This window comes from Jannaschia marina (assembly GCF_013404595.1).
GTDB classification, from domain to species: domain Bacteria; phylum Pseudomonadota; class Alphaproteobacteria; order Rhodobacterales; family Rhodobacteraceae; genus Jannaschia; species Jannaschia marina.
Genome location: NZ_JABVAX010000002.1, coordinates 509,705 through 521,983, shown reverse-complemented (window position 1 = coordinate 521,983; position 12,279 = coordinate 509,705). Strand labels below are relative to the sequence as shown.

Annotated in this window: 11 protein-coding genes and 1 tRNA gene; 6 read left to right on the top strand and 6 right to left on the bottom strand. The window is 63.1% G+C overall.

Annotated features, from left to right (window positions below):
• Positions 1–243 precede the first annotated feature (243 nt).
• Positions 244–2,568 (top strand): YecA family protein, encoded by a 2,325-nt coding sequence (locus HSX43_RS06445; RefSeq protein ID WP_179379257.1) that lies wholly within the window; start codon positions 244–246, stop codon positions 2,566–2,568.
• Between the two features lie 338 nt (positions 2,569–2,906).
• The gene (locus HSX43_RS06440; protein ID WP_179379256.1) at positions 2,907–4,004 is read left to right on the top strand and encodes a DUF4123 domain-containing protein; all 1,098 of its coding nucleotides are present in this window, start codon (positions 2,907–2,909) and stop codon (positions 4,002–4,004) included.
• On the opposite strand, the gene HSX43_RS06435 is transcribed toward HSX43_RS06440, so the two are convergent.
• From HSX43_RS06435 to HSX43_RS06415, 5 genes are all read right to left on the bottom strand, one after another.
• Positions 4,001–5,392, bottom strand: a complete 1,392-nt coding sequence (locus HSX43_RS06435) for a T6SS phospholipase effector Tle1-like catalytic domain-containing protein (RefSeq protein WP_179379255.1) — start codon at positions 5,390–5,392, stop codon at positions 4,001–4,003. The two genes, HSX43_RS06440 and HSX43_RS06435, sit on opposite strands and share 4 nt — an antisense overlap.
• Before the next feature lies 1 nt (position 5,393).
• A complete protein-coding gene (locus HSX43_RS06430; RefSeq protein WP_179379254.1) occupies positions 5,394–5,975 on the bottom strand; it encodes a hypothetical protein in 582 nt (193 codons plus the stop codon).
• Positions 5,972–6,676, bottom strand: a complete 705-nt coding sequence (locus HSX43_RS06425) for a GAD-like domain-containing protein (RefSeq protein WP_179379253.1) — start codon at positions 6,674–6,676, stop codon at positions 5,972–5,974. Before HSX43_RS06425 ends, HSX43_RS06430 begins: the two co-directional genes overlap by 4 nt.
• A gap of 172 nt (positions 6,677–6,848) precedes the next feature.
• Entirely contained in the window at positions 6,849–7,616 is a 768-nt protein-coding gene (locus tag HSX43_RS06420) for an N-acyl homoserine lactonase family protein (protein ID WP_179379252.1), read from the bottom strand.
• 176 nt (positions 7,617–7,792) lie between these two features.
• Positions 7,793–8,245: an SRPBCC family protein gene (locus HSX43_RS06415; RefSeq protein ID WP_179379251.1), complete on the bottom strand. Its 453-nt coding sequence runs from the start codon at positions 8,243–8,245 to the stop codon at positions 7,793–7,795.
• Between the two features lie 83 nt (positions 8,246–8,328).
• Between HSX43_RS06415 and HSX43_RS06410 the strand changes: the two genes are divergently transcribed.
• Positions 8,329–8,976 carry a TetR/AcrR family transcriptional regulator gene (locus HSX43_RS06410; RefSeq protein WP_179379250.1) on the top strand — a complete coding sequence of 216 codons (648 nt, stop codon included), beginning with the start codon at positions 8,329–8,331 and terminating at the stop codon, positions 8,974–8,976.
• Positions 8,977–9,477: 501 nt separating this feature from the next.
• Here HSX43_RS06410 and HSX43_RS06405 read toward each other — a convergent pair.
• Positions 9,478–9,554, bottom strand: a tRNA-Arg gene (locus HSX43_RS06405).
• A gap of 219 nt (positions 9,555–9,773) precedes the next feature.
• Here HSX43_RS06405 and HSX43_RS06400 point away from each other — a divergent pair.
• From HSX43_RS06400 to HSX43_RS06390, 3 genes are all read left to right on the top strand, one after another.
• Positions 9,774–10,676 carry a DUF4123 domain-containing protein gene (locus HSX43_RS06400; protein ID WP_179379249.1) on the top strand — a complete coding sequence of 301 codons (903 nt, stop codon included), beginning with the start codon at positions 9,774–9,776 and terminating at the stop codon, positions 10,674–10,676.
• 59 nt (positions 10,677–10,735) lie between these two features.
• A complete protein-coding gene (locus HSX43_RS06395) occupies positions 10,736–11,443 on the top strand; it encodes a Tox-REase-5 domain-containing protein (protein WP_179379248.1) in 708 nt (235 codons plus the stop codon).
• Positions 11,444–11,953: 510 nt separating this feature from the next.
• Positions 11,954–12,247, top strand: coding sequence for an Imm52 family immunity protein (locus HSX43_RS06390; RefSeq protein WP_179379247.1), 294 nt, complete (start codon positions 11,954–11,956; stop codon positions 12,245–12,247).
• Positions 12,248–12,279: the final 32 nt, after the last annotated feature.

The window sequence follows — 12,279 nt, the reverse complement described above, 5'->3', positions numbered from 1 at the left end:
TTCGCCTTGAACGCGGCCGCGTGCCGCTTCCTCTTCGCCATCTCGTCCGTCTCCTTCTCGAAGACCAAGATGACCTCAGATCGTAGCTCCCGTCAGCGTCCAATTTCCAGGGAGCACCTCAGTCACCTTCGATTAAAGTCGTCGAGCGCGACGTCCCGTGGCGCTCGACGACGTTTCAGACGGGTCTAGCCGAACGTGAAGCTCGGTCCGAAGGGGCGGATGGCAAGGCACAAGAAGACCAGTATGGCGGATAGTGAAGCGGACCAGTTCGGCATGACGCCAGAAGCGCATGCCAAGGCACTTCAGGAGATAGAGGAGCAGTTGACAGCTTTGGGTCTTCGACTGCGTGATCTGATCGTAACCCAACCGCCGCTTGATCTCTTAGGCTGGATCGCTGCGCAGCCACTTCTAACTACTTCCGACGTCCCCGACGAGAAGGGGGACGCACATGCGCAGAAGATCGTAGAACGAAGCCAGTTCCTACTCGAATACGTTCACGCCACTCTCGCCTCCGCGCCGTCAGTGGAGACGGGCTCCTTGGACGAAGCGACCTGCGCCGAGATCACGGAGACTGCCGAGACTCTCCGGATGCAGGCGGCGGTCTACGGGATGATCAAAGCCCGAAGTGCGCCGGACGAGACGTTCGGAGATGCAACAGCCGAAATAATGATGCGAGCGATGACCACGTGGGTCATCATCCGTGGCAATCGTTATCAGCAGTTGGAAGGCGAGTTCTACGGCCACGTCCTAGCGCCACACGACGAGCTGCTACGCGAGACCTACGGGATGGGCGCGGCGGATATTGCTGATGCTATCCAGCGGTTCGCCGACAGCCAAAGAACCGGTCAGATGCGGGCGGCGGAACAACTGCGAGCCGCTTACGAAGCATTCAACGATATTGCAGACGAGAATGGGATAATACAGCCGGACGTGGCTGAAGAATGGCGGCTAAAGCATGCCACGAGTTTCGAAGAAACATTCGTTGATCTGTTTCGAGCCGGATCGCACAACGCATCGCAAAAATCTGGACTGCCGGAAGCGCTTCTAGAAGACCTTTCTTACGGTCGTGGAGAAGACAACGAATTCTTCGCCGACGGATCGTTGCAAGCGACACCGCTTCGGACCCTTCCTGTTCGCAAAAAACCTCTGATTGAGATTGAGGGGCAGCGCTATGCTCTAGACGCTTGTCAGATGCGCGACGCAGGCTACCGCGCCATCCTCTACAATATTCAGGTTCGTAGGCCCGATGCGGCTAAGGCCATCCGTGAGGCTCAGAGCGCAATGTGCGAAAAGGCTTTCCCGGAAGTATTCGGCGATCACCTGAGGGGTGCACGTATTCATCAGTCGGTTTACTATCGCGATCCTGCAACGCGGCAGTGGGTCGAGAACGACTTGCTGATTCTTCTCGATGATGTGCTGATTCAGATCGAGGCCAAATCCGGCGCAGCGGCGACTATCGCGTCTCCTGCCTCCGATTTTGGGCGTCATGCGAGTGCCCTCACCCGCCTGGTACTCGATGCGTATCACCAGTGCTCACGCTTTCTCGCATATCTCTACTCCGCTGAAGAGGTGCCGATCTACGCACGGCAAGGAAAGCGTTATGTCGAGGTCGTCCGCATCCGCCATGCAGATTATCGAATCAAAGTTCCGATTGGCCTCACCGTCGAGACGTTCTCGCCCTTCTCTGCCATGAGCAAGACGCTTCCCGAGATCGTCCCAATCGAGGGACGTCATGCGTTTCTTTCGCTCTCAATCGACGAACTCTTTGTTCTGCGGCGGTTCCTGCCCACCGCGGGAGCGCTCGCGCACTACCTACTCGTTCGCCAAGCCGCGGCGGCAAAACCTGAACTCCATCTTTTCGATGAGCTCGACAACCTCGGCGCCTACATAACGCGTAATCGCTACGACACAGCTTATCATGACGAGCACAGTGCGCAGGATGCTCAAATGATCGTCGTTGATGGAGCGAGCGAGGTGATTGACCTATACTTCAGTGCGCCTGATGCACCTGTCGATCCACCGCAAGGGCAGGCGATGCCCGGCACGTTGATCGATCTACTTGCGTTGATCGACCGTGATCGTCCTGTCGGTTGGCTCGAGCTTGATGCCCATATTCGAGACTATGATGCGGAAACCCGGGATCGTTTGGGCAAGGAACTGGAGACAACATACGAGACGCTGCGGACCCAACAACGTCGACGGATGGTCCTTGGTGGGGAGCGGCCTTTGTTTCTTTGGGCCGAACGGATCGAGGCGACGACTGACGATGCAGAGGTGGGCAGGCGAGCAGCGGCCGCTGCAATCGCGACGCGATCAAACGACCTAATTGCTGCCCGCCTATACGTGGATGCACGAGCTAAGCTTGCGGCCGTCGCGATGGTGCCGGTAGTAGTGCCGCCGCCCGGGACGCGGGATCGCCGTTTGGTCGAAGAGGATGCCCAGGGCCTAATGAATCGATCTCGATCGATGGCCCAGGCCCAGGCTGTACCAAAAGCCCCAACAAAGATTGGTCGGAACCAGCCGTGTTGGTGCGGCAGTGGAAAGAAGTTCAAGAAGTGCCACGGTTAACCCTACGACGATGCCGCCGCAGGGAGCATGTTCCAACGTGCACATCCGGAACGCGCTCGCAGCCTTTCTGGACGGGTCTCATCGGGTGACGCGGCCTGAACCGACCCTTGCGAAACAAATCTCGGCCGTCACGCGAGCATACTTGCGTTACTGTCTCGGTCCGGCACCCGTGCCCGGTCCATCAAGCCGTCCGCTCAGGCCCGCTGCGGTTCAGCCGCCGTTCGCCTAGCGCGTTGCCCTGTTCCGGTAAGTTGCCGTCAGACTGGAGAGCGAAGCCTTGCCGTTCCTCAAGTGAACTTCCAGACTGCCGGGTATTGCTATAGACAAGGATATCCCGCGTGGCCGAAGCCAGGGACGAAGACTTTTGGACAAACCTTACCGGTGACGCGAATGGGTCGGCGGCCGCCTCTGCCCCCGAGCTGACGATCGAGACGCTGGATGGCATCGAGCCCTTGGAGGATCAATTCGGCGCGGCGGAACCTCTCAGCGTGCCGGTTTCGCTACGTGCGGTCCTATTCGGCCAGACCGAACAGGGTGAGATGGATCGAAGCCTTCCGCCGCTGCATACCTATGCCGTTCTCGATTCCGCCAAGGTCCCCGGCCTGCCCGAGATCCTGGAGACATCCGACCTAGACCATGCCTGTCTGTTCCAGGGAGAGGCGGCCCGGGAGCTGCGCGATGTGGCCCCCTGGATCGTGCGACTGCAGGAAGGCCACCGCCTCACGCGCATGCTCTTCTCGGGGGGCATGGGTCCGGGGCGACTTTGGGAGACCGGGCCGGGCATCTATCTGAGATCACGGAAAGGGCTGCGCGACGTCCACGGGCATCTGCGGCACCTTTCGAAGGTGCGGGTAGAAGACGGCGGCTGGCTGTTCTTCCGGTACTGGGACGCCGACGCCATGCAGGCATACCTTGCAGGGCTGACGAACCGGCCGGAGACGTCCCGTCGATGGTTCGGAAGTCGGGACGGTATCGTGATCGAGTCGCTGATCTTGTCCGCGCGGCGCCGGACCTGCACCGTCCAGGTGCAATCGCCGCAAGTTCCCCGCACCTGGCCGACGGGTCCCGTCGTATTCACCGCAACGGATCGGGATGCCGTTGCACGCGCCCGCCGCGACCGGCGCCTGACTGACCTGTCCGACCTCTTGGCACAAAGTTTTCCCGATATCTCCGAGTCGCATACCGAAGCGGACCGCGACCGATTGGTGCGCCGGACCGTCGGCCGAATGCAGGAGTTTGGGCTGCTTCAGATCGATGCGCTGTTTGTTTGCTGCGCGTGGGAGCTCGCCTACGGACCGTCCTTCGAGCGACGCGACGTGACGGGAACGCTGACGGAGATCCTCCTCCGTCCCACGGACGAGACGACGAAGATCCGGGCCCTGCGCGCACGGATGGACGAGCTTGCGGCGAGCGAAATGCGGGAGTCCTCCGCTTAGATCGCTCTGCCGGGCCGGTTCGGGTAGACGCGGCGCGTTCGGTCGTCCTGACCCGACATACCGATCGAGTCCGGATTGGCGGAGACGTGGGTGAAGTTGTTGACGACGAAGCGCGCATCGGCCCCGGTGACATGCTCGCCCGCGATGATGCGCTGAGCGACCGGCTGCAAGGCAGGCGGGATGGCGTACTCGCCCCCGGTCGGCAGATCGAGGAACGGCACGTCCGTCGCGACGGCCTGCCGGTGCATCGCCGCCATTGCGACGCGCGATAGACCGAGCTGGACCCACGGGCGATGCAGGACGCGCGTGATCTCGAAGGAATGCACCTGCGTCGGCATGCCCATGGGGCCGGGCATGCTCCGCGAGATGATCGGTCCCATGCGTCGCTGGAGTGCGTCGGTCTGGTCGGCGCGGATGAAGCCCTCCGCGATCCAGGGCGCGGCCTCGGCGGCGGTCGGCTCGTCACGGCCCACCAGCATGTCGCGATGGGCCTCCGCGTCGGCGCGAAAGAAATGCTCGTAGGTCTGCGATCCGGCCACGGGTACCGTATCGCCCGGATCGCGATAGCCGCCGCCCACGTCACCATGCGCGCCCGGCATCGGCAGACGATCGCCCCCGCCCGGCAGGTTGTCATTCAGACGGAAGTTGATCCGGTACTCGTTGTCGGCCGTGATGTGGAAGATGCGGTCGGCCTGCCGCGTGGCGAGGTGGATGTTCGCGCCATAATTGTATTCGACCATCCCAAGGCCGATCGAGGCGACGGTGTCGAAGATACCGACGAAGCGGATGCGGATGTTGCGATCCTCGGGAACGTAGCCGCGCTGCCGCGTGCCGAAGACCGGATTGTAGTCGATCCATCCCTGGCGGAAGGCGTTCACGAAGTAGCGCGCCGCCGCCGCGCCGCGGCTGAAGCCGAAGACATCCAGGATGATTTCTTCTGGTTCGATTCCAGGGGAAAGCGTGGCAATGATTCGGCCGAGGCGTAGTGCTTCGGTAGCGACGATTGCCTCGACGCCCGTCGCGCCCATCCCAAGGGCGCCACCGATGATGCTGTCATCTCCCCCGTCTGTCGTCCCTATCCCCGGCACGTAACTCGCGAAGAACTTGCGGCAGACGCCCGTGCCGTTCTCGTTGACGATGTCGTGTTCGGCTCCGCTGCGATAGCGATCAGAAAGGAGCGCGACATTACTCTTCGCGTTCGCATAGGAGCCCTCATCGCCGCCGATCCCCGCATTTACAGCATTGTTGAATGTGCCGTCGAAAAACACGCCGATCTCGAGCGCGGTCTTAGGGCATGTCGCCGCCACCGACATGACGTCGCCAGACAAACCGCTTTCTGCAATCGCGGCGTCCGCCCGGGCTGTGATCGGGTCGCGGGCCTCTGCCATGTCAGTTTCCTTCGCCGCAAGGAGGAACTTCGATCGGGTCGGTGGCGAAGGCCAAGGCTTCCCTGAGATTCGCAATCGCATTCACCTCGCCCGTGATGTCACGGTCGAGGTCGGGGCGACGGGTTCCGCAGGTCTCGGCTATGTCGCGGGTCACGACCTCGCGGGATTTGGGGACGGGATCCGATCCGATAACCATCCGTCCTCCAGGCATCAACAGCGCAACGACATCGGCTCCGAGTTGGTCGACTGCTAGCTCAGTGGCGTCCACTGTGATCCGTGCCTCGTAGGCTCGACCGGAGAGTATTTCTATCCAGACGGCCCGCACCTCAAACTGCGCGTCTTGGGTCTTTCTTTGTACCCAGACCGGGCGCGACATCCGCGGGAAGGCGTCGACGCCGCCCTGTTGCACGTTTGGCGTGAGAGGGTACCGGGCGTCGTCAGCGACAAGTTCCAAGAGATAGACGGGCCCGTTCGTGGGAGTTCCCACCCCAAGCTGGATATCCCCCAGGTTCGGCGTCCCCTCGCAGCCATCTCCCACCGAGACCATCGCCGCAATCGCCAGCGCGCGCAGGATCATCATCATCGTCCGCCCTCCCCGATCTCGCGGATATTGAGGCTTTGCCCCTCGTAGTCGTGCAGTATGAGGACCTTCCCCGTCGCGACCGCCCCGAGATAATCCGCGATCTCATCCACTGCGACGTTCTCGACGCCGTAAGAGGTTCCCAGCAACCCCTGCACCGGGTAGAGGGCGTAGACCTGACCGGCGCGCAGTGCACTTAATCTGCCGCGGACACGCTCGAGCATCTGCTCGTTCTCCGAATCGACCTGATCGAAGAAGAACGGGTGCAACTCGCGCAGGTAGCGCAGCAATTCGGCATCGTCGGGAAGGCGCTCTGAGGGCCGGAACAGTCCGGGCACCTGAACCGCGCCGCCCACGGGAACGACCAGCACCGGGCCGTGCCGCATGTTCCAGGCGAGCAGGTTGCCCATCGCGCCATAAGCGACGATCGTCGTGTCGCCACCGAGGTCGGGGTCGCCGTCGAACATCCGCGCCTCGACCCCGTCCAGCGTTCCGGGCATGGCGAACCACAGCCCGCGATCGCGGATCGCTCCGACCCCGTGGGCACGCCACAGGTCGATAAGGAGGTTGGGGACGCGTCCGATCTGGGCCGCGATCCGCTCCTCGGGCACGGATCGCCGCTCCTCCATGGGGCCGTATTCCGCAAGAAGCGTCGCTAGGGCAACCTCACCGGATACGCCGTCGATCTCCGAAAGAAACTCCATACGGAACAGCTAAGGCGCAAACCTCGGGAACGCCAGACGACCGCGGCCTTCACTTCGAAACCAGGCAACTTGCCAAGGCATCATTGCTCGAGGGTGAGGGAACCGACCCTTCCGGAATGTGTACCCATCATCACCGACTATAGACGGTGAGACGTTCCGTCGATCATCCGCCTTAGATGCGGCCGAGAGCCGCATCGTCGTGCGTCGGCAGTATGACGGTTCCGTGCTCGGTCCTCTGGCGACCGAGAGCCGTGAGCGTGTCTCGCGCCGCCGCGCGGTCTGCCACGATCCCCGCCTGCGTGCCGGCTTCGATCTGCGCGAGGTCGAAGGCGGCGTCCCCCGCGATCAGCCACGAGCGGCCATTGGCCTGGACCAGCACGGACTGATGCCCGGGTGTGTGGCCGGGGGTCGGCACGAGCACAATGGCCCCGTCGGAGGTGAGCGCATGGGACGCCGCGAATGCATCCCGGGCCGGCCCGTCATGGCGGACCCCTTCGACGCGCGCCCGGTCGGGGATGCGGCACAGCAGGGCACCCGGATGACCACCGGCGTCGGCAGCCGAGACGAGGAAGCGGGCCTCGGGGAACCAACCCATCCCGCCCATGTGGTCGGAGTGCAGGTGGGTCATCGCGACGGTGAGGACGCGGGCCGGGTCGATCCCCAGGAGTCCGAGCTGTGGCCCGACCTCGTCCTCGGGCCGGACGGCGAAGCGCAGGTTGCTGCCGTAGAACCAGCCGGACGCCGCGTTGCAGGCCGCATAGTCCGAGTCGTTCACTATGCGGGCGGTCTCACCGGTGTCGACCACGATCACCCCCTCGGGATGCTCGATGGCCCAGGCGCGAACCGGCAGCCATTCCGTCCACGACGCGCTCAGGGCGATAGCGGGCAGAGCCAGCGCGTCTGGCCCCGCGAAGGCGCGATGCGGTCGCTTGACCGCCACCCATCCAGTCTGGATCGCGTGAAGTCGGAGTCCAGAAGCCAGGTCGAAGGAGCGCGGTGCCGGGTTGCGTGGCGCCGAGGGTAGGGCCCCGAGAGCCGAACGATGCCGCATCTCGCAGCCTCCGACGCCTGCCATCAGGCCGAGGGCGAGGCCTCCGCCCGTCACCGTCCGTCGCCTCACGTCCTTCCCTCCGGCGCAGCCGCTTCCGCGAGCGCGGCGAGCCGGTCCATCGCCTCGGGGAGCATCACGCGGAACTGGCGCCCGAGGATCGGGGCGAGAAGCACGCCCCCGAAGCCCTCGAAGCGGACGTCGTGCCGGAACCCGGTCGGATCGGTCGCGGTGATCGTGCGCTCCACCACGAGTCGGCCTCCGAGCGGAAGGGGGTTCGCGATGGCGTAGGACCAGCCCTCCTCGAACCGAACGATCTCGAACGGCACCACCCGGCCGGAGCGATCCGTGATCGTGCTCCGGGCACCGAGGTGAAGAGGCGTCTCGGCCCGCGCGTCACGAAGGCCCACATCCCAGGCCTTCCAATTCGGGACGTCCATCCACGCCGACCAGATTGCGGCGATGGCCGCATTCGTCGTCCTGACATCGCGGAACGATCGTTTCGTGCCTTCGGTTCCCATCGCGCCCTCATAATGAATATCATTCACTAAAGACCTACGCCGACGTCTTGCTTCGTCAACGGTATTGAACGAAATTCACTTTCGTGACGCGCGAGCAACCCCAGACCAAACCTTCCGCACAGTTCGGCGACGACGCGTCCGGACCGAAGCGGGCATCGCCCCAACGGCGCACACGCGATCCCGACGCCAAGCGCGCGGCCTTGCACAGCGCTGCCATGCGCTGCTTCGCGGCCGATGGCTTCGAGGCCGTTTCCATCGCTGGCATCGCGCGCGAGGCCGGGATCGCGGTCGGCACGGTCTATCGCTTCTATCCGAACAAGATCGCGCTCCTGCGCGCCATGCACGACGCGCTGGAGGTCGAGTTCGTCGCGTGCATCGAACGAGCTTGGATTAGCGAGGCGCCCCACGCCGACCGGCTGGATGCCGTCTGCGCCGCGCTCTTCGAACTGATGGACGCGCGGCGCGCCGAGCTGCACGTGCTCTCCATGACGACGGACGTCGTCCATAAGGACGGACGCCTGCCCGGCGACAGGGTCCGCGCCGGGATCGCCGTCAACATTGCGGAAGCGCAGGCTGCCGGAGCGTTCCGCGACGGCGATCCCAATCTCCTTGCCGCCATGGCCCACGGCACCGTCGAGGGCGCCATGCGCCACTGGCTCCGGACCGGTGCCGACCACGAGGCAATGTTGCGAGAGACGGCAGCGATGTTGAGGGGCGGCGTGGTGCTATAGGGTGCAGCCATCGAGAACGTTCCCGGATAGCATCTGAAACGTCCTTCAGAAGTCGATCCGGGTTTTTGGAACGCTCGGCGGACCAGATCTAGGTTCATCTGAAACACATCATCCAGTCTGACGTGGCGGGCCATCGGCCCGCCGCTGTCGTTTCTGGGGCCAGGGGGATTCGGGCAAGCCGAACGCCCCTGGCCGTAGGGGGAGGACGCTGCCCTCCCCCTCGGGCAACCCCATTAGACAGGGCCGTGTCCTCGGCTGCGCCTGCGGGCCGCACCACCCCTGTCGAATAGGGTGGCCTCGCCCCCTCCCGCGTTCGCCACGTGGCAGATTTGCAGGAACGGGCGCCTACGGCGTCCGCCCTCCAAATCGCCCCTGACTATCCCTCGGGACCGTCAGGACAAACCACAACGAAACGCCCGGAGATCGGCATGAGGCTGTGGAGGAATGGCAAGGGTCACGACGCAAATGGCAGAACTATGCGTCGCGTCAGATTTTGACGGATGGCGCGCTGGGGAGGATTCGAACCCCCGACCCCTTGATTCGTAGTCAAGTACTCTATCCAACTGAGCTACCAGCGCACTACGGAGGGCGGAATAGACCCGAGGCGCGGAGGGCGCAAGGGGGAAGTTGGGAAATCTTCGGCCCGCGGTCCGGACGGGCGTTTTGAACGTTTTGTACAAACCTCGAACGCGGAACTGGACGTTTTGTACAAAGGTCCGGATGCGCGATCCCGCCGCCGCCCCGCCCCCGGAGAGGCGTGCTGGACAGACGATCGGCCGTTTGCGTAGCCTCGGTGCATGGAGTATGCGCCGACCCTGACCGGGCTGAGCCCGCTCGACCATGACAGGCTTCTCGATCTTCTGTTCGACGACGGGCGCAAGGTCTATCTGATGCTGGATGCCGCGCGCGTGGTGGGCCTTGCGGAGCGGCTCGATCACGACGGGGCCGAAGCCGTCTGCCTGCTGCGCGAACGCGACGCGGTCGACCTCGGCGACCATCTGCCCTGGATCGCCCATGTCACCCGCGACGACCGATTGCTCCTCGACACGATGTCGGACGTGCGGCCCCGGGGCCTGTGGAACGTGGACCCCGGTCTCTTCCTGCTGACCGACTGGGATCTGTCGACCCTGACGCGGCATCTTCGCAAGTTTCACCGCCCGACGGTCACGCCGACGGGGGAACGGCTATTCCTTCGCTTCTGGGACATGGATCTGATCCTCGGAATGCTGAACGCGGGCGTTCGGCACATGAGCGCTCTCGTCGGGCCCGAACTCTCCCTGGTCGGCCGGGTGGATGGCGACGTCTATGTCCTGCACGCCACTGAGGCGGCGCGGGACCGCCCGGGGACGCTGACCGAGGAGGACCGCAGGACGATCGGGTCGATCCTGACGACGCAGCGGCGCGCCCTCCTGGCCGATCGCATTGCCGAAACCTTCCCGGATCACGTCTCCCATCTCTCCCGACGGGCGCTGGAGCGGGAGGTTCATGACGCCTGGTCGATGGCGAACGCGTTCCGTCTGCGCAACGGACAGGTGCGGGCGAAATTCATCATCACCTCGGTCGCCCTCGCACCGGGGCTGCATCGTCAGGATGTCGTGCGGCGGCTGTTCGAGGGCTCGGATGACCCGGATCAATCCTTCCGCGACCTCGATACCGTTCTGAACCGGCGTTTCGACGCCATGGCCGAAAGGATGACGTGATGGCACTTCCAGCCGTCGTTTGGGGCGGGATATGGGTGGCTGGAGCCATCGGAGCCCGCATGGCTGCGCGACAGGCCCTGCGGGCCGTCATGCGCCGCGCCGCGCAACAGGCCGCGAGCCAGGCCGCCCGGACGGCCTATCAGGCGGCCGTGGCGGCAGGGACGCTGGCACCGGAAGACTACACCGACGTCGGCAACGAGCACGCGGATGCGCAGGCCCGCGCCAATGCCCTCGCCCGCGAGATGGAAGCCGCCTGCGCCGCCGATCCCGCCCGCTGCGAGGCCTGCGAGGCCAATCGCGGCAGCCCGGTTGCGGCCAACTGGAACATGTCGGCCCGCGCCGCGGCCTATCAGCAGTTCATCACCGGTTTCCCGCGCGGCGTGGAATACGCCTACAACGGGGTGACGTTCGACGGCTTCTGGCGGTCGGTCTGCACGCTGGTCGAGGCAAAAGATAACTACAGTCATCTTCTTAACGTTGAAACTTCCGATGGAGGATTGTTTTCCGATCCCGAGATCAAGTCAGTAGACTGGAGTGGCTGGGTCCTACGGCAACCTATTCCCGCCGGAGAAGTCATCAAGAATGAGTTCGATCGACAAAATGCGGCGGCGCGGCCTCGGCCCCCTGTGCAGTTACAGTGGCACTGTGCACAGATTTCGCTCGTCATTGTTCTGTCGCAAGAGCTAGAACAGACTGCCCCTCCCGCATCTGTCATTTATACTCCAAACCCGATCCATCCTGACCCTCATGCGGGCTTCATAAAATAGAGATGTTCGATGTATGACATTAGTGGAAAAACGAACCGCGATTTGACAGGGCAGGACTCCGAAAACCCGCTACGACTCGAATTTGAGAGATGCATTAAATTGGTCGAGAAATTGCGACACCTACATGAATTGTTCGATACCATTAGCATTCTTTCCGAAAGAACAAGCGCAGAAATCGGCAAAATAATACCAGAATCAGTCGATTGGGAGAACTTCGACCCGACCGACGAAGAAATTGCAGAACTCGACCGACTGGCGCTTGAGGGAGACAGGACATATCTATCGACGGATCCGGAGGCCATATTTTCACTGCTTGAAAGGCAGAACGGAGCTGTTCGCACATCACCGGAGTCTCACTGGTTCATCGAACTCCGATCCCAGGGGCGCACTCCGTGCAAGATTGAAAGACGGATCATTCCAAACACTCACCTCGATAGATTTCGGATGACCTTGCCGATGCAGAACGAGAACGACTTCTGGTTTCAAGATGCCCGGACCATGCGTGGTATCATGGAAACTGTCATGGACATCTGGAACTTCGACTGGATCGTGGCACAGCCGACAATGTACATCGGCCTAAGTCGGCAGCTCTTCCCCGACCGGCGATCCTTCGGCTGGATGGGCTGGATGCCGGAGCATCTGGCGGAGACCGGTGACGCGTTGGCCGCCGTGGAGTCCATGCGGGGCGGGACATTCATGCTGCTGCAGGAGCGGATGATGAACCTGAAGAAACCGGATATCGAGGCCTGCAACCGCGCCGAGGCGCATCTGCTCGACCACGGGGTTCTGAAGATGCTCGGCTGAGGGTCTGGGCGGTTGGGGCCGATATTCTGCCC